Here is a 25,166-nt window from a genome sequence, read left to right on the forward strand (position 1 = left end):
CCGGCGAAACGGGCCTCAATCCGCCTAGCCCATCGCCCGCAAACGCTTGATCAGGCTGGATGTATCCCAGCGCCCGCCCCCGAGTTTCTGAACGTCCTTGTAGAACTGATCGACCAGCGCCGTCACCGGCAGCGACGCGCCGGTTTCGTCCGCGGTGTCCAGACAGATGCCCAGATCCTTGCGCATCCAGTCCACCGCGAACCCGTGATCGAACTTGTCGTCCAGCATCGTTTCGTAGCGGTTGTTCATCTGCCAGCTTCCGGCAGCGCCCTGGCTGATCACCTCGACCACCGCGCGGCCGTCCAGACCGGCCTTGTCGGCGAAATGCAGCGCCTCGCTCAGCCCCTGCACCAGACCCGCAATGGCGATCTGGTTGCACATCTTGGTCATCTGGCCCGCCCCGCTGTCACCGATCCGGCGGCACATCTTGGCGTAGGCATCAATCACCGGCTCGGCGCGCGCGAACACATCCGCGTCGCCGCCGCACATCACCGACAGCGCGCCGTTCTCGGCCCCCGCCTGCCCGCCTGAAATCGGTGCATCGACAAACCCGATGCCCTTGTCCAATGCCTCGGCGAACAACTCGCGGGTGACCTTGGCCGACACGGTTGTGTGATCGACGAAGACCGATCCCTTGCCCATGCCGGCGAACGCGCCGTCCTCGCCCAGACACACGCTGCGCAGATCATCGTCATTGCCCACGCAGGCCATCACGAAGTCGCATTCCTCGGCGGCCTTGGCGGGAGTCGCTGCATGCGAGCCGCTATATTCCTTGGCCCAGGCTTCGGCCTTGCTGGCTGTCCGGTTGTAAACGGTGACGTCGTGCCCGGCCTTCGCCAGATGACCGGCCATCGGATAGCCCATGACGCCCAAACCCAGAAATGCAATCTTGGCCATGTCTTCACTCTCCCTCTTGTTTCAGTCAAATCCTGCTGTCCTTACCTGCCCTCACAGCCGCCCCCTTGGCAAGGGCGCGCGCGTTCTGTAGGGCGGTCGGCACCGTCACAGAGGCGGAAACGATCCTTGTGCGAAAGGCGATCTGAACGTGGCGCTGATATTCCGAGCCATGGTCTGGCTGACCACAGCCGCGCTTGTTGTCGGCGTGGTGGTCGTGCTCACGGTCTATTACCTCGCCTCACGGTCGCTGCCCGATTACGACAAGACCATTCCGGTCTCTGGCCTGACTGCCGATGTCGAGATCGTGCGCGACAATTCCGGCGTGCCGCATATCTTTTCGGCCTCCGACAGGGATGCGTTCTACGCGCTCGGATATGCTCATGCGCAGGACCGGCTGTGGCAGATGACGCTCATGCGCCGCACGGTGCAGGGGCGCTTGTCAGAGCTGTTCGGTGCGCGCACGGTGGAAACCGACAAGCTGATGCGCCGGCTCGATCTTTATGCGCTCTCGGTGCAATCGGTCGAGGCGCAGGACGCGCCCACGCGCGATGCGCTTGACGCCTACTCGGCGGGCGTGAATGCCCGCATCACCGAGATCAACACCGACAGCCTGGGTCGCGGCGCCCCCGAGTTCTTCCTGTTCAACGCGCCGCTTGCGCCGTGGCAACCGGCAGATTCGATTGCGCTGGTCAAACTCATGGCGCTGCAATTGTCCGGTCACTTGCAGGAAGAAGTCCTGCGCGCACGCACCTCACGCCTGTTGCCCGACGAAGACCGTCTGGCCGATATCCTGCCCGACAGTCCCGGTCAGGGAATCTCCGCGTTGCCGGACTATGCCAGCCTGGTGCCGGGCGTCGGCGCGGGAACGCAACACGCAGAACTGACGCCGGATCCGCTGTTCTGGCCGGTGCCCGAGCGCGGGCTTGCGGGTGCCTCGAACGCGTGGGCCGCAGATGCCAGCCGGTCGGCCACCGGATCGACGCTCATGGCCAATGATCCACATCTGCAATTCACCGCGCCGGCGACCTGGTATCTGGCACGGCTTGAGCTTGCCAGCGGCGGTGTGATCGGAGCGACCATTCCGGGCATTCCGGCGATCATGGCCGGTCGTTCGGCTTCCATCGCCTGGGGGCTGACCTCGTCCTATCTGGACGACCAGGACCTGTTCATCGAGCAGCTGAACCCCGAAAACCGCGAGGAATATCGCACGCCCGATGGCTTCAAGCGATTCCAGACCCGCAATTCGATCATCAAGATCAAGGACTCCTCTCCGGTCACGCTGACCACCCGCTGGACCGATAACGGCCCGGTCCTGCCGGGCACGCGGTTCAATCTCAGCGAAGTCGTTCCCGCCGGTCATGTCGCGGCGCTTGGCTGGACCGCTCTCAGCCCGCGCGACACCTCGTTGTCGGCGGCGATTGCCCTGATGTCGGCGGGATCGGTCGAAGAGGCGCTCGAGGCGTCAAAAGCCTATGTCGCGCCGTCTCAGAACCTGACGGTCATCGACGCCGACGGAATCGCGATGAAACTGATCGGCGCGATGCCCAAACGCGAGGCCACGCATCAAAGCGAGGGGCGATTGCCGACACCTGGATGGCGCGCCGAGAACCGCTGGCAAGGTGTCTTCCCGGACGATGCCAACCCGATGTTCATCGACCCCACAGGAGGCATTGTCGGAAACACCAACAACAAGATCGTCGACCGCCCGTTCCCGCTGCATGTGAGTTATGAATGGGGCGACAGCCAGCGCATCATGCGGTGGCGCGGTCTGATGCAGGGCCGCGAGGTGCACACCCGCGACAGCTTTATCGAGGCGCAGCTCGACACGGTGTCAATCACCGCGCGGTCACTGCTGCCGCTGATCGGCGCGGATCTGTGGTTCACCGGAGAAGCCGCGCCCGAGGGCACGCCGGAACGTCTGCGCCAGCGCGCGCTGGAGCTTTTGGCGAACTGGAATGGCGAGATGAACGAACATCTGCCAGAGCCTCTGATCTATTCTGCCTGGCTGCGTGCGTTGCAGGAGCGTCTGATCCAGGACGATCTGGGGCCGCTTTCGGAGGAATTCATCCGGGTGGAGCCGCTGTTCATCGAGCGGGTCTACCGCGATGTGGATGGCGCGGCGGCGTGGTGCGACGTGATCCGCTCGGCAGTGGTGGAAAGCTGTAGCGATATCTCGCGTCAGGCTCTGGACGAAGCGCTGATCTGGATATCGGAAACCTACGGCACGGCACTGGAATCGCTGCGCTGGGGCGATGCGCATCAGGCCACGCATGACCATCCGGTTCTGGGCGATGTGCCGATCCTGCGCTATTTCGTCAATATCCGGCAAAGCACGTCGGGCGGTGATTTCACCCTCATGCGCGGGCGCAGCGCCGGAACCGGAGCAAACCCGTTTCGCAACGTGCACGGCGCGGCCTATCGCGGCGTGTATGATTTCGCCGATCCCGACAGTTCGGTCTTTATCCTCTCGACGGGGCAGTCGGGGCATTTCCTGTCACGCCACTATGACGACATGGGAACCTTGTGGCGGCGCGGCGAATATATCCCGATGTCGCTCGACGCCGATCTGGCGCGGGCAGCGTCGGTTGGGATTACCCGGCTGGTGCGCGAATGACATGACGGGTCTGGGGGCGTTGCCCCCGCGCGCGATGCGCGCTCCCCCAAGGTATTTTTGAACCAGAGACGATTGGACCGGAGGCTACAGCGTTTCGAATTGGCGTGCGTCCTTGGCCGACCACCGCACTGTCAGGTGGTAGCCGCTGTCATCCTGAGTTTCGGTGTCAACCAGCGCCTTGTCAAACAGCCAAGCACGCTTGCGGCCTTCGTCAAAGCCCAAGTGAACCGTGGCTTCGCGGCGGTCACCTTCGAGAAGACGGTTCACCGCATCCAGCATCGGATCCAGCCCGTCGCCGGTCAGCGCAGAGGTGGCGAAGACATGATCGTCGCGCTCTGCCCGGGCCATCGCGGCGTCGCGCTCCTCTGGAGTCATGGCGTCGATCTTGTTCCAGATCTCGAGCAAGGGGGTCGTATCGGTCACGCCCAGCGAGTTCAGGATATCGCGCACATCCTGCGCCTGTTCTTCGGATTCATCGTGGCTGATGTCACGCACATGCAGGATCAGATCGGCGGCCAGCACCTCTTCCAGCGTGGCGCGGAATGCGGCGACCAGTTCGGTCGGCAGATCGCTGATAAAGCCCACCGTGTCAGACAGGATCACGTCGGGGCCGTTCGGCAGCTTGACTGCCCGCATCGTCGGGTCGAGCGTTGCGAACAGCATGTCCTTGACCATCACTTCGGCACCGGTCAGACGATTGAACAGCGTCGATTTTCCGGCGTTGGTATAGCCGACAAGCGCGACAATCGGATACGGCACCTTGGCGCGTGCGGCGCGGTGTAGACCGCGAGTCTTGACCACCTTTTCCAACTGGCGGCGCAGGCGCACGAGTTGATCGTCAATCGCGCGGCGGTCGGCCTCGATCTGGGTCTCGCCCGGACCGCCGACAAACCCCAACCCGCCCCGCTGGCGTTCAAGGTGGGTCCAGGCGCGCACCAGCCGCGTGCGTTGGTAACTGAGTGCGGCCATTTCGACCTGCAACACACCTTCGCGGGTGGCGGCGCGGTCGCTGAAAATCTCGAGGATCAGACCGGTGCGATCCAGCAGCTTGACGCCCCAGGCCTTTTCCAGATTGCGCTGCTGCACCGGAGTCACCGGACCATCGACAAGCACCAGTTCCACGTCCTGCGCCTTGAACTGCGCATCAAGCTCCTTGATCTTGCCCGAGCCGAACAAAGCACCTGGGTGCGGTTTGGGCAGGCGCACCACATCGCGCCCCACAACCTCCAGCCCCGGCAAGGCAGCCGCCAGGGCCACAGCCTCGGCCAGAGCCGGACCCGCCGCGCGCCGCGTGCGGTCGCTGGTGATGTCAGGATGCAGCACCCACGCGCGGGTCACATGCGGATCATGTTCTTTCAAGTTTCGCCTTCGCCGTCATAAAGATTGATCGGCTGGGCTGGCATGATTGTCGAAATGGCGTGTTTATAGACCAGTTGCGACTGACCGTCCCGGCGCAAGAGGACGCAGAAATTGTCGAACCACGTGATGACACCCTGTAATTTAACGCCGTTGATGAGGAAAACCGTGACAGGAACCTTGGTCTTGCGGACGTGATTCAGAAATGCGTCCTGAAGATTCTGCTTATCGGATGCCATATAAAATGCCTTTATTCTTGCTTTTTGCGCGCGGATGATCGTGATCTCTGGCCACTATGTCGTGGCGATGTTTTAATTTCCAGTGGAAAATCAAGGAATATCCCCAAGCGTCTCCGGTGGGCTCAATCCCGCCATAGGTCGGGCGTCAGAATCACCACCAGGGCCAGCATCTCGAGCCGCCCCATCACCATCGCAATCGACGCGACCAGTTTCGGCCCTGCCGCCAGATCGATAAAGCTGAGCCGGCCGGTCTGCACGATGTCGACGAGAGGCCCGCAATTGGAAAGGGTTGCCACAGCCAGGACCAGGGACTGCTCGAACGGGATATTGAACGCGGCGAACGCGGTGGTGGTCGCGGCCAGGGTGATCGCGAAAATCATGAAGAACACCCAGGCGATGAAGGCGCCCTCGCGTCGGGTGCGCCGCGACACCAGACCGGAGCGCCCGATCGAGGAGGGATGCACCAAGCGGTCAACCTCGCGCATACCGTTGATGAGCAAGGCAAACACCCGTAGCAATTTGACACCGCCGGCGGTGGTGGCAACGCCGCCGCCAATCAGCGCCAGCCCCATCAGGATCAACCCCGGCGTCTCCAGCCCCGACCATGCTTGCGCGTTGACCCAGTCAACGCTGACAAACCCGTTCGTCGTCAGGAAGGACAGGACAGTGAAGGCCGCGCCCCAAAAGGCTTGGAAGGCCGCGACAAGGTTGTTCTGATCACCGATATCGAGCGCCGCGACGAAATGTCGAAGGAACAGGGTGATTGGCACGAGGGCCACGATGAACAGGCCAAGCCGGAATTCGGGGTCATAGAACAGCCCGGCTTTCTGGCGCCGTCCGGTGTCTTGCGAAAACGTCATTCGCGACAGCGCGAACAGCAGGAACACCGCCATGATGGCTTCGCCCGCAAAGCCGCTGCTGGCGCCTTGCGGCCCGCCAACCGGTGAGATCCCGGATGTCGACATGATGCTCATCGCGTGGGTGAGCGCAACGAACGGCGTGTCCCCGACCACCAGCAACAGCACCCACAGCGCCAGCGTGAGCAGACCATAGGTCGGCACCAGGATCGACGCGCTGCGGGCCAGGCGACTTGCCGGGTTCGCGGTGTCGCGGCGCGCGGCACCGGCCACCACGTCCTGTCCCGGCTCCCCGAGCGAGATCACCTCGAATCCGCCGAGGTTCAGCGGTGCCAGGATCGCCGCCGCCGCCACCCACATCAGCAAACCGCCCATCCAGCCGACCTGCGCGCGCCACAGATGTTCCGCCATCGACAGGCGTTCTGGGGGAAACAGAGGCATGCCCGTGGTCGACAGGCTCGACACCATTTCGAGGTAGCTGTTGAGAAAACTCGTTGTCTGCACCGCCTCGTAGAACGGCACGGCCAGCACGGCGGGCAGGACGATGAACGTCGCCAGAAGCGCCAGCAACTGACGGATCGCATTGCGGTTGTGCAAGCGGTTGGCCAAGGCAAAGGCCACCAGCGCGCAAAAGATCAGCCCCACCATCGCGGAATAGAAAAAGCTGCGCGCGTCGTGATGGGATTCGTTGGCCAGAGCCACCACGGCAGGCACCAGCATCGACGCCGAGGCGATCCCGGTGAGCAGCAGCAACAGCGGCAGGCGATAGAGCAGCGCCATCGGTCAGAAAAAATCGATGGAGACCTGAAGCAGACGTTCCACCTCTGCGACATCTCCGGTCAGTGTGAAGATCACCACCAGATCCCCCTCCTCGACCACCATCGAACCCGTCGGCCGCAACACCTTGTCGCCCTTGCGGATGGCACCCACGATCACGCCCTCGGGGAAATCGATGTCGCGCAGCTTTTTGCCCGCCATGGGCGAGGTTGACAGCACCTCGGCCTCGATAACCTCGGCCTCGGCATCGCCGATGGAATAGACCGCGCGCACCCGCCCGTGGCGGAAATGGCGCAGGATCGAGCTGACGGTGACGGAGCGCGGGTTGATATAGGCGTCGATGCCCAGCGTTTCCATCAGCGGCTCCAGCGTCGGGTCGTTGATCAGCGCGATCGCCATCGGGCAGCCTTCGGACTTGGCGCGCACGGCTGCCAGCATGTTGGTCTTGTCATCATCAGTCACGCAGAGCACCGCATCGGCGCGCTCGATATTGGCCTCGGCCAGCAGCGCCACATCCATCCCGTCGCCGTTCAGAACGATGGTGCGCTCCAGCGCCTCGGCGGCAATTTCCGCCGTCTTGCGGTTGCGCTCGATCACCTTGGCACGAATGCGGTCGGTGCGTTCCTCGAGCTGTTTGGCAACCGTCAGACCGACATTGCCGCCGCCGATGATGACCACGCGTTCCTGCTTGCGATGGGTCTTGCCGAACACTTCGAGCGTGCGGCGGACGTCCTCGTCATGCGCCATGACATAACACGAATCTCCGACGAAGATCTGGTCGGCGGATTCCGGCGCGAACAGCGTGCCGTCGCGCCGGATGCCGACGACGATCACCCGCAGCGTCGAGAACAGATCGGTCAGCTGGTTGAGCGGCGTGTTGACGATCGGGCAATCCTGATCGATCGTCAGCCCCATCAGAGCGGCCTTGCCGTCCAGAAACATCTCGGTGTCGAACGCCGCCGGCGCCGCCAGCCGCTGCAATGCCGCCTCGGCGACCTCCATCTCGGGGCTGATCACCACGTCGATGGGCATGTGATCGCGGCGGTACAGATCGGAATAGATCGCCGTCAGATAGCTTTTGGCCCGCAGCCGCGCGATCTTGCGCGGGATCGAGAACACCGAATGCGCCACCTGACAGGTCACCATGTTGACCTCGTCGGAATGGGTCGCGGCGATGATCATGTCGGCGTCTTTCGCCCCCGCCTGCGCCAGCACGTCCGGGTAGGACGCAAACCCCGCGATGCCCTGCACATCCAGCGCATCCGTCGCCCGGCGCACCAGTTCGGAGTTGTTGTCCACGATGGTGACATCGTTGCGCTCCCCCGACAGATGCCGCGCGATTTGCCACCCGACCTGACCGGCCCCGCAGATGATAACTTTCATGGCGTTTGCCCGCAGCGGGGCTCCCTGGCTATGGCGCAGACCTTTGTGTGGCAGAGGTGGGGGGTGGGGTCAATTGGGGAGGGGGTGGATGGGGAGGGTAGTTCGGCGCGACCGCGCATCGTCGGCGCGCGCGGTGGCGATCCAACCGATGATCTCCTCGATTTATACCAGACCCATCCGAATAAAATCGACACTGAGCGCTGCCCCAACCAAATCGCCGCCGCATGGGAGCGCGCCGGCGATGCGCGGTGGGCTTCGCCCACTATTTCGCGCAGGCGATCATCAAAGACAGATTTCTACTTTACAGCGTTGTTGAAAGTTTAACTAAATGAGCACTCTCTTTCTTCACTCGAATTTAGTGCAACACAAGTGCGAATTTCGGTACAACTTTGTGATACGACCGAATCGCTTTGAGAGAAGAGCTTGAGATTAACCTTATCAACAAGATCTGTGGGCACCGAAATCGGACAGTCACTGTTGTTTTTCCCAGAAAGTAAAAATGCGAGACGGGGAGCAAGTGGCAGGAAAAACTCAAACTGACGCTCTGACTTTCCAAACGGATTTGTGATCCACTCTTCCTCTGTCGGCTCGAATCGACATATTGGTAATGAGCCAATCACGAAAGACCTATTCTCGTCACTCGGCATGCAAAAATGTACACCAAATCCATCAAAAAACTCACTCGCAAGTTCGTTGGTGTTTCTACTTTGGAGCATCAGTTCTTTCGTCTGAGCCTCAACCGTAAGGGCACTTCGACGGCACAAGCTATTCGCCAAGGTGATCACAGTATGGGCTGCACCGAAAGCGGCTGTCCCTCGAACGTGGGCTTGCGTTTTTGGATTTCGTACAAACAAGTTTAATGCGAAGGCGAGTAGAAGAGTCCGATCTTCCTTACAGAGACTACAATGCAAACCCGAATATGAAAGAGTCAAACGACGCTGAATTAATTTGCCGATCTTATCATCAAACTCTTTTCCGAATTCGTGCTCAATTGAATAATTTTTTGTTCCGTCCTCATGCGTTAGCGTATAAGCGTGTTTTTGCCAAAACACCGACCGACGATTTCGTTTTTCGATATCGCTATTGGGGCTTTGCTTGTCGAAGAAGAAGACCTGTCCGTCCTCGCCTTCAAAAAACCTTAGTACCGACTGTGGTACAAAATGTTGACGCTTCGGATTACCCACAGCAAGCCACCACCCAAACCCCGAACCCTAACAAACCCCTAATAGGTCCACTCCGGCCCCAATGTTTCGCATGCGAAACAATAGGGCCAAACCGGACCTATCCGCTCACGTCACCTCTTCAACGTCGTCCTCCAGATAGGCCACGCGGCTGCCCGATTTCGATCCCGTCACCACGCCCAGCGATTTCAGCTTGCGGTGCAGCGCGCTGCGCTCCATGCCGACGAAGCTGGCGGTGCGGCTGATATTGCCGCCAAAGCGGTTGATCTGGGTCAGCAGGTACTCCCGCTCGAACGCCTCGCGCGCTTCGCGCAGCGGCATCGTCGCCAGCGTGCCCGACAGCACCACCCGGCCCTCTTCGTCATCGGCGGGCGCGGTGTCCTGCGGCAGTTCGCGCGCCGCGATATCGCCGGTGCCGTCGCCGAGGATCAACACGCGCTCGATCAGGTTCTTCAACTGGCGCACGTTGCCGGGCCAGATCATCGTCTGCAACAGCGCCACCGCATCGCTGCTCAGGCCGCGCTTGGGCAGGCCCTGGGTTTCGTTGAACAGCTCGATGAAATGCGCCGCCAGCATCGGGATATCCTCGCGCCGGTCCTCAAGGCTCGGCACGGTGATCGGCACCACGTTGAGCCGGTGATAAAGCTCCTCGCGAAACGTGCCGGCGGCGATGGCGTCTTGCAGGTTGCGGTTGGTCGAGGAGATCACCCGCAGATCGACGCGCACCTTGTCGGCCCCGCCGACGCGCTGGAATTGCTGGTCCACCAGCACACGCAGGATCTTGGATTGCGTGCCGAGCGGCATGTCGGCCACTTCGTCAAAGTAAACCACACCGCCATGCGCCTGCTCCAGCAGCCCCGGCTCCACCCCGCGTTCGGGCGTTTCGCGGCCAAACAGCACCTCCTCCATCGTTTCGGGCGCGACCCCGGCGCAGTTGACGGTGATGAAGGGCGCGTTGGCGCGGTTGGAATGGGCGTGGATGTAGCGCGCCGCGACTTCCTTGCCGCTGCCCGCCGGGCCAGAGAGCAGCACCCGCCCGTTGGATTTGGTCACCTTGTCGAGGTTCGACACAAGGCTGCGATACGCACCGCACTCGCCCACCATCTGCGCCACATCCGTTTCGCGGCGTTTCAGCTTCTGGTTCTCGCGCCGCAACCGGCTGGTTTCCATCGCGCGGCGGATGACAACCAGCAACTGGTCGATGTTGAAGGGCTTTTCGATGAAGTCATACGCCCCCTGCTTGATCGCGGCGACCGCGATTTCGATGTTGCCGTGGCCTGAAATGATCACCACCGGCACATCGGGATTGTCGCGTTTGACGGTTTTCAGGATGTCGATCCCGTCCATCTTGCTGTCCTTGAGCCAGATATCGAGGATCAGCAAAGCCGGTTCTTCGGTGTTGATTTCGGTCATCGCGTCCGAAGAATTGCCCGCAAGCCGGGTGGTGTACCCTTCATCCTCAAGGATATCGCCGATCAGTTCGCGGATATCGCGCTCGTCGTCTACAATCAGAATATCGCTCATTGTCTTGCCTCTGCCTTGGTTAATCGTCACGTCTCAAATGCGCTCAGCGCGGCCAGCCGATCAGCCGCGATCTGCTCTTGCGGCGCGGCCGGATCCTTGGCCACCATCACAGGCAGCCGCACGACCGCCCGCGCGCCGCGCCGGTCGGTGGCCCCAAACGGCTGCGCCTCATCCAGAACCAGCGTTCCGCCATGTTCCTCGATGATCTTTTTCACGATCGGCAACCCAAGCCCGGTGCCCTTCTCGCGCGTCGTCACATAGGGCTCGAACAGCCGCGAGGTATCTTCGGGAAGACCGATGCCGTTGTCTTCGATGATGATCTCGGCGACGTCTCCGTCGCGATGACAGGTGACGCGAATCTCTGGTGTGATCTGTTCGTCCGGATGTTTTTCCCGAAACGTTTCAATCGCTTCTCCGGCGTTCTTTACCAGATTGGTAAAGGCCTGTCCGATCATCGTCGCGTCAATCTCGGCCGGGATCGCCGCCTCGGGAAGATCGGTGACAAAATGCACCTCGGGCTGTCCGGTCTCCTGCAACAGCACCGCGCCGCGCAGGATGTTCACCACGTCCTCGGGCTTGCGGTCGGGTTCAGGCATGCGGGCGAATTTCGAAAACTCATCAACAATGCGCCGCAAGTCATTGGTTTGACGCACGATAACTTCAGTCATCTGCTCCAGCCGCTCGGCATCCTCTGTCGGCAGTTGGCCGCGAAACTTGCGGCGGATGCGTTCGGCGGACAGCTGGATCGGTGTCAGCGGGTTCTTGATTTCATGCGCGATGCGCCGCGCCACGTCGCCCCAGGCGGCCATGCGCTGCGCACTGACAAGATCGGTGACATCATCGAACGCGACCACATATCCCTCAAGCCCGCCATCCTCGCGGCGACGGGTCGACAGGCGCACCAGCAGGTTCTCGTGCCGTCCCTCGCGGGTGACATGCACTTCTTCCTGCGCGGTTTCGATCCCCTGCTCGCGCAGACGATCAAAAAGCGGTCCGAACTCGGGCACGGCAACCGTGATCTGGACCCGGTGCTGGTTCTCCTGCCAGCCCAGCAATCGCTCTGCGGATCGGTTCACGAAGGTCACGCGCCCGTCGGGATCAAGCCCGACCACGCCCGACGTCACCGATGTGAGCACTGAATCGAACAGGCGCTGACGGCGCTCGATCTGGCGGGTGTTGTCGAGCAGGGTTTCGCGCTGCCCCTTCAACTGGCGCGTCATCTGGTTGAAGTAGCGCCCCAGCATGGCGATCTCGTCGTCGCCGTCTTCTTCGACCACCTTCACATCCAGATCACCTGCCCCCACACGCTGTGCCGCGCCGGTCAGGCGCCCGACCGGGCGGCTCAGCCGTTCGGCAAACCACAGGCCAAGCCAGACGGCGGCGAGGATGAGCAGGAACGCGAAACCGAGATACAGGAGCGCAAAGTCGAACAGCACGCGGCCGCGGTCGTTTTCCTGTTGCTGGTAGAACCGTGCCGTCGCCTGGGTGTCATCAAGCAGGTTGAGGATCTGCCCGTCGACCTCGCGCGTGATGTAGAGATAGCGGTCGGCAAATGCGCGCAGCGGGATCAGCGCGCGCAGTTCGTTGCGATCCCAGTCCTGCACCAGCGCGATGCCCGCGTCATCGGCAATCGCGAAAGTCGCAGGGGTCGGACGTTCATAATCAAAGAGATACGACCGCTCGCCCCGTGCGCGAATTTCCGCAGCACCGTCAATCACATACGCCTCGCGCAAGCCGCGTTGGATCTGTGCCTGACCCTGGCTCAGCGCCTGGCGCAATTCGCCGTCATCCATGATGAAGGTGGCCCTGCGGTTCGCGTCAAGAAACGCCGCCAGCGCACGCGCGTCCTGCGTCAGCCCTTCGCGATGCTCTTCCTCATACGCCTCTGCCGCCGAGAGTGAGGCACCGACGACGTTGCGCACCCGTTCGGAGAACCATGTCTCAAGACCGATGTTGATCGTCAGCACCGCAAACACCGCCACGGTGATCGTCGGCAAGAGCGCCATCAGCGCAAACGCGCCGGTGAGCCGCAAATGCAGGCGCGATCCTGCGGATTTGGCGCGCCGTGCCGCGATCATCTTGGCGACGCGGCTCAGCACCAGTGCAGCGAGTAGCAGCACATAGACAAGATCGGCCAGCAGGACCAGCCGCAGGTTCAACTGCGCCCCCCGGCCACTGTCGAGCGGACCGAGCACCAGGATCGTGGCGACGGCAAGCACGGGTCCAAGCACGACAAGACCGAGGGTCATGGCGTTTTGGTAGCGTCGTTGCCGACGCATCCGGCTGAGCCGGGACCAGTTCAATGAGCGTGCCCAGGTGGCCACAGCCAAACCCCGCCTTGATGTGTCGCGCAGCCCGACAACCGCTATATTATGTGGCCCCGACCCACTGCGTCGTCGTCGAAGCACGTTTATGTGGCAGTTTTACATCATTTTGCGGCGACGTGTCACCTGAATATCCAAGTCGGTGATCTTCTTTCTGAGCGTGTTGCGATTTACGCCAAGCAATTCAGCGCATTTCGCCTGATTTCCGCCGGTTGCATCAAGCGCGATTTCGATCAAAGGGGTCTCGATCTCGCGCAGGATGCGCGGATAGAGGCCGGGCGGCGGCAACATGTTACCGTGCAGATCGAAATACCGCCGCAGGTGACGCTCGACCGACGCGGCGAGCTTCTCGCTGTCTTCGCCGCGCAGGACGGACTCGGTCTGGGGCTGATGGTCGAGCACGTTCTCCACCTCGGCGCGACTGATCTCGTCTTCGCGCGAGGTCAGGCCAAGCCGGCGCACGACGTTTTCCAACTGGCGCACATTGCCGGGCCAACTATAGGCGCGAAAAAGATCGGCGGCATCGCGCGACAGCCAGCGTGTTGCGCCGTCGCCGGCCTGCCCTTTCGACAGGAAATGCTCTGCCAGGATCTCTATGTCCTCAACCCGGTCGCGCAGGGGCGGCACCGCAATGGTGGCACCGCTGATGCGGTAATACAGATCCTCGCGCACGCCGCTGCCGGACAGACCGCGACCCGGATCAATCTGGCTGGTGGCGATGAAGCGTGGCGCATGATCGCCAGACGTGTCCATCATCCGGACGATCCGCGCCTGCGCTTCATCGGAACAATCGGCGAGGTCATCGATCAAAATCGTGCCGCCACGCACCCGTGCCAGAATCCGCGTCGGAGCATCGGGATCGGCAAGTTCCGCGCTGGTGAGCGAGACAAACGGAAGCGACCTCCGGTCGGAATAGTCGTGCAGGATCTGGGCGATCAGCGATTTTCCGGTTCCGGAGTCACCACAGATCAGCACCGGCAGATCGGTGTTCATCACCCGCGCCACTAAACGGTAAAGCGCCTGCATCGCGGCGGTCTTGCCAACCAGCGGCAGCTCATCCGATGCCTCCTGAGGCGCAGCGATCGAGCGTGGCGCGTGAGCGCGCGAGTCCAGCGCCTTGGCGGTGCGTTTCAAGAGGTCGGGAAGGTCGAACGGTTTGGGCAGGTAATCATAGGCGTTGGCCTCGGCGGCCTTGATCGCGGTCATGATGGTGTTTTGAGCAGAGATCACGATCACCGGCAGATCGGGGCGATCCTGCGCAATCTTGGGCAACATCTCGAGGCCATTGCCGTCCGGCATCATCACGTCGGAAATCACCACATCGCCGCGCCCTTCGGCCACCCAACGCATCAACGTGGTCAGCGAGGATGTGGCATGCACCTTGCAGCCAGCGCGGGTGAGTGCCTGCGTCAGAACCGTGCGGATCGTGCGGTCGTCGTCGGCAACGAGGATTGTACCGTCCATCAGGAACCCTCTCTGGGCGCGCGCGGGGCTTGCGGCAGCGAAACGCGAAAACAGGTTTTTCCGGGCACGCTGTCGACCGAGACCCAGCCGTCGTGATCTGAGATGATCTTGCTGACCAGTGCGAGGCCCAATCCGGTGCCATTCTCGCGCCCCGACACGAACGGATCGAACACGTCGCTGCGAATGTCTGGCGGCAGACCGGGGCCGTCGTCAATGACTTCGATCTGAAGCGGCAAGGATTGGCCCGAGCCACCCGCCGGACGCAGGTTGTAGCTTTGCTCGAAATAGGTGTGGAGCCGGATGGTACCGCCGGTTTTTCGATTTGCCGCCTGGGCCGCGTTCATGATGAGGTTCAAGATCACCTGAAGCAGTTGGTCGCTGTCTCCCAATGCAGGTGGCAGCGACGGGTCGTAATCCTCGATGATCGTCATATGCGCGCCGAACCCCAACAGCGCGGAGCGCTTTGCGCGGCCCAGCACGTCGTGAAGATTGACCGGTTTGCGCTCGGGCGGAGAAAGGTTGCCGAACTGTTCGACCTGTTCCAGCAGTTTCACGATCCGGCGGCTTTCGGCGACGATGAGATCGGTCAGTTCCAAGTCATCGCCGGTCAGGGTCATGCTCAGAAGTTGCGCCGCGCCGGTGATGCCGGCGAGCGGATTCTTGATCTCGTGCGCCAGCATCTCGGCCATGCCGATGGCGGATTTCGCAGCCGATGTGCCGGATCGGCTCTGGCTCAACCGGCCAACCAGATCACGCGGAGAGATCAGCAGGATCATATCGCCGCCCTGCCCCTGTTCCCGCCCCTGCACCGGAGCGATTTGCAGGTTGCACATCACCGGCACGCGGTTGCCGGTGCCGATATCGACATCATTGACGAACAAGGTGGTGCCATGGGCACGCGCCCGCGCGAGGCTCTTTTCCAGCGGCGCATCTACCGCCAGCCTGTCCCAGATCGGTTGACCTCGCAGCCATTTGGCAGAGTTGCCCATAAAGCCCTCGGCGGCCGGGTTCATGTCGACGATTGTTTCGCTGGCGTCGATGATGATGGCCGGGGCCGGAAGCGATGACCAGATCGCGGCATGATCGACACGAAACGCCGGTTTGATGTCCGAGGTCATGCAGCCTGCCTGCGTTCGCCGGCCAGCGCGTCGGGCAAGGCTGCGAACACGTCGTCGGATGTCTTTGCAGTCAAAATCGCCTTTCGCAGTGCGGGCGGCGTGCCCGCCTCGTCCATGTACCAACCCAGATGCTTGCGCGCGACGCGCAGGCCAAGAGCGCTGCCGTAAAACGCCAGCATCGCGTCGTAATGGGTCGCCACCATATCGACAAATGCCGGGCCGGTGGGAATTTCGGGTGCCGCCGTGCCATAGAGCTCAGCGGCGATCTGTGCCAGCAGCCACGGCTTTCCTTGCGCGCCGCGCCCGATCATCACACCGTCCGCGCCGCTGTGGTGCAAGGCCTTGCGCGCGCTGGCCGTGTCGACGATATCGCCGTTCGCGATCACCGGGATCTTGACCGCATCCTTGATCGCGCGAATTGCGTGCCAATCGGCGCGGCCTTTGTAGAACTGGCAGCGCGTGCGTCCGTGGATCACGATCATCGCGATGCCGAGCGCCTCTGCGCGCTGAGCAAGCTCTGCCGCGTTGTGGTTGGTGTCATCCCACCCCAGCCGCGTCTTGAGCGTGACTGGAACCGAGACCGCGCCGACCACCGCGTCAATCAGGCGGCAGGCGTGATCGAGATCGCGCAACAACGCAGACCCGGAATAGCCCCCGACAACCTTTTTGGCGGGACAGCCCATGTTGATGTCGATGACCTGCGCGCCCATGTCCGCGACCTGACGCGCCGCAGCGGCCATCGCATCCGGCGTGCGCCCGGAAAGCTGAACAGAGGTATTGTCAGAGGCAATGCCCAGTTCGGCCTTCTCGCGGGTGCCGGGCCTTGCCGTCAGAAGCTCGCCGCTGGCGATCATTTCCGACACGACCCGCCCCGCGCCGAACTGCGACACGAGCGTGCGAAATGGCAGATCTGTGATCCCCGCCAGCGGTGCCAGCAGGACCGGTGGCGAAAGCAATGCATGTGTGGCGGTCATCAATCGGTCCCTGAACAAGCGCGTCAGTGCTACGCGCTGGGTCTGTTTCGATCAATGGGGAAATGCCGAGAATTTGACCTTTCGCGGGTCCAGCGCCTCATTTTTAAGCGCGTCGCTCGGGGATATTGCACAGTTTATGGCCAGCGCCTAGACAAGCCCGAGTGGCGCGAAAGGGGTTTGCATGAAGGTACGCTTGGGCAATGGGTATGACGTTCACCGGTTTGGGACCGGCGATCACGTTGTATTGTGCGGGGTGAAAGTGCCACACGATCAGGCGCTTATGGGCCATTCCGATGCCGATGTCGGGATGCATGCGATCACCGATGCACTTTACGGCGCGATGGCCGCCGGTGACATCGGCCGCCATTTCCCGCCCTCCGATCCTCAATGGAAGGGTGCGGCAAGCGAGATTTTCCTGAAACATGCCGTCGCTCTGGTGCGCGAGGCCGGGTATGAGATATCGAATGTCGATTGCACGCTGGTCTGCGAATTCCCCAAGATCGGCCCGCATTCGGACGCGATGCGCAAGGCACTTTCCACGATCATGGCTATCCCGGTCGAGAATATTTCGGTCAAGGCAACAACATCGGAAAAACTAGGCTTTACAGGGCGCGGTGAAGGTATTGCATCAATTGCAACCGCCGCATTGGTGTCGCCATGATGCGGATGATCGCGACGGTCTTCGGCGTCGGACTGCTGCGGCCCGCTCCGGGAACCTGGGGCTCGCTGGCGGCCCTCCCTCTGGCGTATGGGCTTCTCGTCTTGGGCGGCTTCTGGCTCTTGGCCTTGTGCACGGTCGCGGCCTTCTTTCTTGGCGTGGCAGCCACACGGGACGTGACGCGCGACCAACCCGACCATGATCCGTCCTACATCGTGATCGACGAGGTGGTGGGTCAATGGATTTCTTTGTTTCCAGTGGGTTACGGCGCGATGATGATGCAGGTCTCGGTTGACCGGCTGTGGCCCGGATGGATTGCCGCGTTTGTGCTCTTTCGCCTGTTTGACATCTCAAAGCCGTGGCTCGTGGGCTGGGCGGATCGCCGCAACGATGCGTTGGGTGTCATGCTGGATGATGTGATCGCAGGAGGTTTCGCGGCCCTGGGTGTGATCGGTCTGGCGGCGTTTGCGCATCTGGTGCTGATGTGAGCAAAACGCGCGCCGAAGCGATCCTGCGTCTGGCAACCGCTGCGGGTGTGAGCGTCACCACGGCAGAAAGCTGCACCGGTGGCATGATTGCGGCGGCGATCACCGATGTTGCCGGATCGTCAACGATTTTCGAACGCGGGTTCGTGACCTACTCCAATCAGGCCAAGGTCGACATGCTGGGCGTCGATCCCGGCACGCTCGACGTCTATGGTGCCGTATCGCCAGAGGTTGCAGAGCAGATGGCGCGGGGGGCGCGACGGGCGGCGGGCGCGTCGATTGCTGTTTCGGTCAGCGGCATCGCCGGGCCCGGTGGATCAGAGCACAAACCCGAGGGGCGCGTGTGTTTTGCAGTTTCCACCGATAACGGCACGACATCCGAAACTGTCGAGTTCGGTGCTTTGGGCCGTGCGCAGGTGCGCGAAGCGGCGCGCGATCATGCGCTGACGCTGGTTCTGGATGCGCTCAAACGGCTCTGACAGGCTCAGGCCACACCCTTTTTCGAATAGAGCTCTGCCGCGCGCCGTTCAAAGGCGCGCACGATGCGTTGCATGGCTTCGTAAAAAAACATGCCCGCCGCCCCCTGCAACAGGCGGTTCTTGAATTCGAAATCGACGTAAAACGTCACCTCGACCCCCTCGTCCACATCGCGGAAGGCCCAGTTCGAATGCATGTGCTTGAACGGGCCATCAAGGTATTCGGTGTCGATTTTCATCTGTTCGGGCCACAAGACCACGCGACTGCCAAAGCGCTCGCGAAACACCTTGAAGCTGATCACCAGATCGGCCAGCATTTCCTCGTGATCGCCCCTGTCCTCGCGAGAGCGGATGCGCGCCGCGGCGGTCCAAGGCAGGAATTCGGGATAATGCGCCACATCCGCGACCAGATCATACATCTGTCGCGCGGTGTAGGGCAGCGTCTTGGTTTCTGAATGTGTTGGCATCTGCTCTGGTGTGTTTGTTTTGAATTTATCGTGACAGTGGCGGAGGATGTCGTATTGTGCGCGCGAAAAATCAAGGGAAACCTATGTCCGAGCGTCCATATGTCATCGACGAGATGATCACAGCAAAAGCCATCGCAGCCCGGATCGAAGAATTGTCGATGGCAATCGAGAAAGAGTTTCGCGATACGGACAAGCTGGTGGTGGTCGGGTTGTTGCGAGGCAGTTTCGTGTTCATTGCCGATCTGGTGCGTGAACTTGATCTGCCGGTCGAGGTCGATTTCCTTGAGGCGTCGTCTTATGGCGACGGCATGGAATCAAGCCGCGAGGTGCGGATTCTGAAAGACCTGCGGGGCCGCATCGAAGGGCGCGACGTGCTGGTGGTCGAGGATATCGTCGACACCGGCCACACGCTGAAACATGTGGTCGGCCTGCTTGCGTCGCGCAATCCGGGGCGCCTGCGCACCATCGCACTGCTGGACAAGCCGTCGCGCCGCGAAACCGATGTGGCCGCCGACTGGATCGGGTTTTCGATCCCGGACGAATTCGTGGTGGGCTATGGCATCGACTATGCACAGCGCAATCGCAACCTGCCCTTCATCGGAAAGGTCCGGTTTCCCGAGGAGTGAGCCAAGCGGCTTCTTGTGCCAACGGCATGTGTTCGCTGCCCAACGCCTTCACGGAAATTTTTCTTTTGTTTACAAGTTGACACGTTATCGTGACGGGAATGCTCACCAAAACAGGGGATTACCGAGATGAAAACCATTGTGACGGCAACAGTCGCGGCCGCAACCTTAATGACAGCCTCCATGACGATGGCCGAAGGCGAATTTGACCAGCAATTGAAAGCGCGTCAGGGACAATTCAACATCATGGCGATCAATCTCGGTATTCTCGGCGCGATGGCCAAGGGCGAGGTTGAGTACAACGCTGAGGCCGCTCAGGCCGCCGCTGACACTCTGGTGGCCGTCTCCAACATCCAGCAAGCGCCGATGTGGCCGGAAGGCTCGGACAACATGAGCATCGATGGCACCCGCGCGCAGCCGTCGGTGTGGGAAAAGAACGATGACTTCCTGAGCAAGTGGAGCGATCTGCATCCCGCGGTCGTCGAGATGCAGGGCGCGGCCGGCACCGGGCGCGAGGCATTGGCACCGATGATCGGCAAGGTCGGGGGTGCGTGCAAGGCGTGCCACGATACGCACCGCGCACCCGAAAACTAAAACGAGATGCGCCGTATTGCATTATATGGCGTGGCGGGTCTGGCGGCGGTTGCCGCCGCCGGGCTGTTCGTCACACGGGCCGTTCCGGTTGACGCCGCCGTGTTTGACGGCGTGCAAGGCGATGCGGCGCGTGGCGAACAGGTGTTTATCGCCGCAGGCTGTGCGTCCTGTCATTCCGCGCCCGAGGCAGAGGGCGAGGACAAGCTGGTTCTGGCTGGCGGACAGGCATTTCCGTCGGATTTCGGCACGTTCATCGCGCCGAACATCTCGCCGCACGAGGAGGCCGGCATCGGAGATTGGACGCTGGCGCAGTTTGCATCCGCAGTGCAGCGCGGTGTGTCGCCCGATGGCGCGCATTACTATCCGGCCTTTCCATACGCCTCTTATGTCAGGATGACCGATCAGGATGTGACGGATCTCTGGGCGTATTTTCAGACGCTTCCCGCCGATGCGACGCCAAGCGCGGCGCATGATGTGGGCTTTCCGTTCAACATCCGCCGCGCCCTCGGCGGGTGGAAATTTCTGTATTTCAACGACGACTGGGTGATGGCCGATGCCGCGACACCAGAACTCGAGCGCGGACGCTATCTGGTCGAGGCGCTGGGGCATTGCGGCGAATGTCACACGCCCCGCACGGCGCTGGGTGGGCTGGACACGGCGGCATGGTTGAGCGGTGCGCCCAACCCAACCGGCAAGGGACGCATCCCGTCGCTCGCGCCTGCCGATTTCGACTGGTCGGCGACGGATATCGCGTATTACCTCGAAACCGGATTCACGCCGGAATTCGACAGCGTCGGCGGCCATATGACGGCGGTGGTCGATAATTTCGCGCAGCTTCCCGCCAGCGACCGACTGGCGGTGGCGGCATATATCAAGGCGCTCGCGTCGGAGTAAATCCAGAGCCGGTCACGGCTCTGGCGAGATCAGGCTTTTGCCAGCTTGGCTTCGCGGTTGGCTTTCAAACGGGCAAAATCGTCACCTGCGTGATAGGACGAGCGCGTCAGCGGTGTGGCTGACACCATCAGGAAGCCCTTGCCGTAAGCGGCCTTTTCATAACCCGAAAATTCTTCGGGAGTGACAAACCGATCAACCGAGTGGTGCTTGGGGGTGGGTTGCAGGTACTGGCCGATGGTGAGGAAATCCACATCCGCGGCGCGCATGTCGTCCATCACCTGCCCGACCGATTGGCGGTCTTCGCCAAGACCGACCATGATTCCGGATTTGGTAAAGATCGACGGGTCGATCTCTTTCACCCGTTGCAGCAGTCGCAAGCTGTGGAAGTAGCGCGCGCCGGGGCGGACCGATGGGTAAAGGCCCGGCACCGTTTCTAGGTTGTGATTGAACACGTCCGGGTGCGCCGCAACCACGGTTTCCAAAGCATCCGGTCCGCATTTGAGAAAGTCCGGCGTCAGGATTTCAATCGTCGTGTCGGGCGAGCGGTGCCGGATGGCGCGGATGGTCTGGGCGAAATGCTCGGCCCCGCCATCGTCAAGATCATCGCGGTCGACCGAGGTGATGACGACGTGCTTCAGCCCCAGCTTGTGCACGGCGTCCGCCACCCGGCCCGGCTCGAACGCGTCAAGCGTGTCGGGGCGACCGGTGGCGATGTTGCAGAAGGTACAACCACGGGTGCAGATGTCGCCCATGATCATCATGGTGGCATGGCCCTGGCTCCAGCATTCGCCGGCATTGGGGCAGCCCGCCTCTTCGCAGACGGTGACAAGATTATTATCGCGCATGATGCGCCTGGTTTCGTTGTACCCTTCGCCGCCTGGCGCTTTTACGCGAATCCAGCTTGGCTTTTTCGGTTGCGCATTGTCTGGCCGATGGGCCTTTTCCGGGTGGCGCTGTTCCGGTATCTTGAGGTCACGCAAAGGTTTTTCCCCGCACATTCAGGTTCGGTTTGCCTTAGCATATACGGTGGCAGAAGGTAGTACCAGTTTTGCATAGCCGACCTGCGATCTGCAAAGCCTGCTCCTGTCGCACCCCTCCCGCCACGCGTGTGCACCCCGCCGGATTTCAGCCGATCAAAACGCCGTCTTTCGGGCTTGTTCGGGCGTAGAAGTAGCTGAGCCGCTGCAATGCAATCCGCAAGACGACCTTGCCGGACCGCGCCGACCAGCCAAGGTGTTTCTCGGCCGTCTCCAGCCCTTGGCGCAGACAACAGCAGCGCAATACCACGTCACTCAGCCCCGGCCCCAGATCCCGCACCGCATCGAGCGTGCGCAAGATCGCGGCGCGGCGCGGATCGTCGCTCAGCAGTTTCGCGCGGGCGTAATGGCGATGCAGCGCGTCCGGCGCGACCCAGCCCAGAAGATCGTCCGGGCCAAAGCCCGCGATGGCATGATCCTCGAACAATCTGTCACCGGCGGCCACATAATCGGCGGGCAGAAAGGGTTGCCCATCCGGCCCACGTCGGCGCGCAAGGATGGTCAGCGGGCTTTCAAACCCCGGTCCGGTCGACACGGCGCGGTTGCGCGATCTCCGGTCAGGCGCGGCATCGCTGAACAGGGTTGGCCCGTCGTCGGAGGGTCGCTGGGCACGTCGGTCACGCGCGGCAATCAGGCCGGGCAAAACGGCACGTCCATCGAGGGTGACGCGGTAGCGTTTGACGGCAGTGCCGCCGTCCTGTGCCAACCAGCCGCGCATGACCAGTGAACCGGCGAGATCCAGATCGACGGTGCGCAGGACGCGGGTGTCGCCTTCACCGCTGGTCTTGACGATCGCAGGTTGCGGCAGGTCGGCGTTGTAGAGCATCAGCGCGCCGGGCTCGCAAAGCGCCCGCAGCGCGTCGGTTGCGGCGTCGAGTTCGGTCTGGTCGCGCGTTCCCTCGCGCGACGCAGTTTCCATGCCGATCAGTGCCTGGTCAACCAACGGGTCGTCGCGCAGCGATTCCAGCTTGCGGACCTGCCGCAAGATGGTGGAGGCGTGGCACCCCGCCTCGCGCGCAATCTCGCGGATGGGACGCCCGTCCGCAGTGTGCGCGAGATAGCGCCGCGCGGCATCGGGCATCAGCGTTTCGACTGCGTTCGGCATGTGTGGTTGTTTGATCATCGTATTCCCCCATTTGAAATCTGACAGGAATAATCCCCAGGATTATCCACAGACGGCATGCAACCTAAGATTGCATTTATTTCTGATTTGTTAACTTTATTCGCTGGGAGAATTTCTGTTTCCAAAATGTAAACAATCGGAAACGGGACCGTTCGCAAGTCGGCCCCTCGCGCAACACACGTTTGGGTTGTGCCATAGGAGTGTTCACAGACACGGCACATCCGCCGCATTTTTTGGGGACAGACATGCAAGACCTACTGACGCAAATCTCTCATCTTAGCCGACCACGCCTGTTGATCCGCGCCGCCCGGATCGCGAGCCAGGGGTATCGTCGCGACGCGCGTCTGCCGCGCTTGCTGGGCTACGGGATGGTGCCGCGCACCGGACCGGCACTGATCAGTCTGATGGCGATCGAGGCCGATATGAACGGCTGCCGCGAAACCGGCGACGCATCCTACAGCGTCGCCAATCACGTCGAGGTTCTGAGCGCGATCATGGGCGAATCGCAACTGTTGCGCGCTCAGGCAGATGGAATGATCGAGCGAGCGAGGGCTACATGAAGGCGTCGGGCATCGAGGCTTTTTTCTTGGTCACATATTCGGTGAGTGCGTCCTGGATCGCCGGATCGAGAGCAGGTTGCTGGTAGGTCTCAAGCTGCCGGCGCACCCGTTCCGTCGCCAGCGCCATCGTGTCGCGCGCCCCCTCTTCGGACCAAGTCTCGTAGGGTTTGTAGTCGAACACCTCCGAGCGCCAGAACGCGGATTTGAAATTCGCCTGCGTGTGCGCGCAGCCAAGGTAGTGACCCCCCGGCCCCACTTCGGCAATCGCGTCCATCGCCTGCGCGTCGGAATCCACTGGAATGCCTTCGGCCAGTTTGTGCAGCGCACCAAGCTGGTCGGCGTCCATGACGAATTTCTCGAATGACGACACCAGCCCGCCTTCGAGCCAGCCACATGCGTGCAGCATGAAGTTCACACCCGACAACAACCCCATGTTCAGACTGTTGGCGGTCTCGTAAGCGGCCTGTGCGTCGGGCAATTTGGAGCCGGTAAAGGCACCCGCCGACCGGTACGGCAGCCCCAGGCGGCGGGCCAGCTGCCCTGCCCCGTAGGTGATCTGGCTGGCCTCGGGTGTCCCGAAGGTGGGCGCACCGGAATTCATGTCGATGGAGGTGACGAACGCGCCGAAGATCACCGGCGCGCCGGGGCGGATCAACTGGCTGTAGGCGATGCCCGCCGTCACTTCGGCCAGCACCTGTGTGAGCGTCCCTGCAACCGACACCGGCGCCATTGCGCCGCCGACGATGAACGGGCTGATGATGCAGGCCTGGTTGTTCTTGGCATAGACCTCGAGCGCGCCCATCATCACGTCATCAAAGGTCATCGGCGAGTTGATGTTGACGAGCGAGGTCATCACCGTGTTGTCCTGCACGAACTCCTTGCCGAACAGGATTTCGCACATCTCCACGCTGTCCTCTGCGCGGCTGGGTTCGGTGACAGAGCCCATGAAGGGCTTATCGCTTAGCGTCATGTGGGCCATCAGCATGTCCAGATGGCGCTTGTTGACCGGAATGTCGGTCGGCTCGCACACCGTACCGCCCGAATGGTGCAGCCATTTCGACATGTAGCCCAGCTTCACGAATTTCTCGAAATCGGCCATCGTCGCATAGCGGCGACCCGCTTCGGCGTCATGCACGAACGGCGGGCCGTAGACCGGCGCCAGAACGAGGTTCCGCCCGCCAATCTCGACAGTGCGCGCTGGGTTGCGGGCGTGTTGCGTAAAGGTTTGCGGCGCGGTTTCACACAGCTTGCGCGCCAGGCCGCGCGGGATGCGCACGCGCTCGCCGTTCACATCCGCTCCGGCCTCCCGCCACAGATCCAGTGCTGTAGGGTTGTTGACGATATTGACGCCGATCTCTGCCAGGACCGTTTCGGCATTGGCCTCGATAATCTCCAGCGCCTCGTCGTTCAGGATTTCGAAATTCGGAATATTGCGCTGGATATAGCGCGCGGTCTCGAAACTGACGGCAGAGCGTTCTGCCCGGCGCGATGCGCCACCACCGCCGCGTCTGCGGGTCGCTGCTTCGGCCATAAACTGTTCC

General features: G+C 61.8%; 22 protein-coding genes and 1 pseudogene. 8 read left to right on the plus strand and 15 right to left on the minus strand.

Translation table 11 applies throughout. The features are described from left to right. Positions 1-24: 24 nt before the first annotated feature. Complete coding sequence (locus ACGKZZ_RS07680; protein WP_411222930.1) at positions 25-897, minus strand: NAD(P)-dependent oxidoreductase; 873 nt, start codon at positions 895-897, stop codon at positions 25-27. A 169-nt stretch (positions 898-1,066) separates the two neighbouring features. Between ACGKZZ_RS07680 and ACGKZZ_RS07685 the strand changes: the two genes are divergently transcribed. Beyond that, positions 1,067-3,511 carry a penicillin acylase family protein gene (locus ACGKZZ_RS07685; protein ID WP_411223152.1) on the plus strand — a complete coding sequence of 815 codons (2,445 nt, stop codon included), beginning with the start codon at positions 1,067-1,069 and terminating at the stop codon, positions 3,509-3,511. 84 nt (positions 3,512-3,595) lie between these two features. On the opposite strand, the gene hflX is transcribed toward ACGKZZ_RS07685, so the two are convergent. The 10 genes from hflX to dusB all read right to left on the minus strand — a co-directional run bounded on the left by hflX (position 3,596) and on the right by dusB (position 16,708). Continuing rightward, complete coding sequence (hflX, locus tag ACGKZZ_RS07690) at positions 3,596-4,870, minus strand: GTPase HflX (protein ID WP_411222931.1); 1,275 nt, start codon at positions 4,868-4,870, stop codon at positions 3,596-3,598. Then, complete coding sequence (gene hfq / locus ACGKZZ_RS07695; RefSeq protein ID WP_411222932.1) at positions 4,867-5,106, minus strand: RNA chaperone Hfq; 240 nt, start codon at positions 5,104-5,106, stop codon at positions 4,867-4,869. Before hfq ends, hflX begins: the two co-directional genes overlap by 4 nt. Positions 5,107-5,228: 122 nt before the next feature. Next, complete coding sequence (locus ACGKZZ_RS07700; RefSeq protein WP_411222933.1) at positions 5,229-6,743, minus strand: potassium transporter TrkG; 1,515 nt, start codon at positions 6,741-6,743, stop codon at positions 5,229-5,231. Positions 6,744-6,746: 3 nt separating this feature from the next. Continuing rightward, positions 6,747-8,123, minus strand: coding sequence for a Trk system potassium transporter TrkA (gene trkA / locus ACGKZZ_RS07705; RefSeq protein ID WP_411222934.1), 1,377 nt, complete (start codon positions 8,121-8,123; stop codon positions 6,747-6,749). Positions 8,124-8,443: 320 nt separating this feature from the next. Beyond that, a complete protein-coding gene (locus ACGKZZ_RS07710) occupies positions 8,444-9,307 on the minus strand; it encodes a DUF4238 domain-containing protein (protein WP_411222935.1) in 864 nt (287 codons plus the stop codon). 105 nt (positions 9,308-9,412) lie between these two features. Beyond that, on the minus strand, positions 9,413-10,828 hold the full coding sequence (locus ACGKZZ_RS07715) for a sigma-54-dependent transcriptional regulator (RefSeq protein WP_411222936.1): 1,416 nt from the start codon (positions 10,826-10,828) through the stop codon (positions 9,413-9,415). Between the two features lie 26 nt (positions 10,829-10,854). Further along, positions 10,855-13,077 (minus strand): ATP-binding protein, encoded by a 2,223-nt coding sequence (locus ACGKZZ_RS07720; RefSeq protein ID WP_411222937.1) that lies wholly within the window; start codon positions 13,075-13,077, stop codon positions 10,855-10,857. Between the two features lie 174 nt (positions 13,078-13,251). Then, entirely contained in the window at positions 13,252-14,616 is a 1,365-nt protein-coding gene (locus tag ACGKZZ_RS07725; protein WP_411222938.1) for a response regulator, read from the minus strand. Then, positions 14,616-15,734, minus strand: coding sequence for a two-component system sensor histidine kinase NtrB (locus tag ACGKZZ_RS07730; protein WP_411222939.1), 1,119 nt, complete (start codon positions 15,732-15,734; stop codon positions 14,616-14,618). The genes ACGKZZ_RS07725 and ACGKZZ_RS07730 overlap by 1 nt, the downstream gene beginning before the upstream one ends. Beyond that, entirely contained in the window at positions 15,731-16,708 is a 978-nt protein-coding gene (gene dusB, locus ACGKZZ_RS07735; RefSeq protein WP_411222940.1) for a tRNA dihydrouridine synthase DusB, read from the minus strand. Before dusB ends, ACGKZZ_RS07730 begins: the two co-directional genes overlap by 4 nt. Positions 16,709-16,889: 181 nt before the next feature. Here dusB and ispF point away from each other — a divergent pair. From ispF to ACGKZZ_RS07750, 3 genes and pseudogenes are all read left to right on the plus strand, one after another. Continuing rightward, positions 16,890-17,369, plus strand: a pseudogene (gene ispF, locus ACGKZZ_RS07740) (2-C-methyl-D-erythritol 2,4-cyclodiphosphate synthase); the annotation flags it as partial. Beyond that, positions 17,369-17,854, plus strand: a complete 486-nt coding sequence (locus tag ACGKZZ_RS07745) for a phosphatidylglycerophosphatase A (protein ID WP_411223153.1) — start codon at positions 17,369-17,371, stop codon at positions 17,852-17,854. The pseudogene ispF and the gene ACGKZZ_RS07745, both read left to right, overlap by 1 nt. After that, complete coding sequence (locus tag ACGKZZ_RS07750) at positions 17,851-18,330, plus strand: CinA family protein (RefSeq protein ID WP_411222941.1); 480 nt, start codon at positions 17,851-17,853, stop codon at positions 18,328-18,330. Before ACGKZZ_RS07745 ends, ACGKZZ_RS07750 begins: the two co-directional genes overlap by 4 nt. Positions 18,331-18,335: 5 nt before the next feature. Here the strand turns inward: ACGKZZ_RS07750 and ACGKZZ_RS07755 are convergent, their stop codons facing one another. Continuing rightward, complete coding sequence (locus ACGKZZ_RS07755) at positions 18,336-18,794, minus strand: type II toxin-antitoxin system RatA family toxin (RefSeq protein WP_411222942.1); 459 nt, start codon at positions 18,792-18,794, stop codon at positions 18,336-18,338. A gap of 83 nt (positions 18,795-18,877) precedes the next feature. On the opposite strand from ACGKZZ_RS07755, the gene hpt reads away from it, so the two are divergent. The 3 genes from hpt (at position 18,878) to ACGKZZ_RS07770 (ending at position 20,905) form a co-directional block, all read left to right on the plus strand. Continuing rightward, on the plus strand, positions 18,878-19,420 hold the full coding sequence (hpt, locus tag ACGKZZ_RS07760) for a hypoxanthine phosphoribosyltransferase (RefSeq protein WP_411222943.1): 543 nt from the start codon (positions 18,878-18,880) through the stop codon (positions 19,418-19,420). A 126-nt stretch (positions 19,421-19,546) separates the two neighbouring features. Next, on the plus strand, positions 19,547-20,011 hold the full coding sequence (locus tag ACGKZZ_RS07765; protein ID WP_411222944.1) for a c-type cytochrome: 465 nt from the start codon (positions 19,547-19,549) through the stop codon (positions 20,009-20,011). A 6-nt stretch (positions 20,012-20,017) separates the two neighbouring features. Beyond that, positions 20,018-20,905, plus strand: a complete 888-nt coding sequence (locus ACGKZZ_RS07770) for a c-type cytochrome (protein ID WP_411222945.1) — start codon at positions 20,018-20,020, stop codon at positions 20,903-20,905. Between the two features lie 29 nt (positions 20,906-20,934). On the opposite strand, the gene lipA is transcribed toward ACGKZZ_RS07770, so the two are convergent. Together lipA and ACGKZZ_RS07780 are read right to left on the minus strand one after the other, a co-directional pair. Continuing rightward, on the minus strand, positions 20,935-21,885 hold the full coding sequence (gene lipA / locus ACGKZZ_RS07775; protein ID WP_411222946.1) for a lipoyl synthase: 951 nt from the start codon (positions 21,883-21,885) through the stop codon (positions 20,935-20,937). A gap of 145 nt (positions 21,886-22,030) precedes the next feature. After that, a complete protein-coding gene (locus ACGKZZ_RS07780) occupies positions 22,031-23,065 on the minus strand; it encodes a DUF6456 domain-containing protein (protein WP_411222947.1) in 1,035 nt (344 codons plus the stop codon). A 293-nt stretch (positions 23,066-23,358) separates the two neighbouring features. Between ACGKZZ_RS07780 and ACGKZZ_RS07785 the strand changes: the two genes are divergently transcribed. Then, on the plus strand, positions 23,359-23,625 hold the full coding sequence (locus ACGKZZ_RS07785) for a DUF6477 family protein (RefSeq protein ID WP_411222948.1): 267 nt from the start codon (positions 23,359-23,361) through the stop codon (positions 23,623-23,625). Here ACGKZZ_RS07785 and ACGKZZ_RS07790 read toward each other — a convergent pair. After that, positions 23,618-25,156, minus strand: a complete 1,539-nt coding sequence (locus ACGKZZ_RS07790) for a trimethylamine methyltransferase family protein (RefSeq protein WP_411223154.1) — start codon at positions 25,154-25,156, stop codon at positions 23,618-23,620. The genes ACGKZZ_RS07785 and ACGKZZ_RS07790 overlap by 8 nt on opposite strands. Positions 25,157-25,166 lie beyond the last annotated feature (10 nt).

The organism is Marivita sp. S2033 (assembly GCF_046592965.1).
Lineage (GTDB): Bacteria > Pseudomonadota > Alphaproteobacteria > Rhodobacterales > Rhodobacteraceae > Marivita.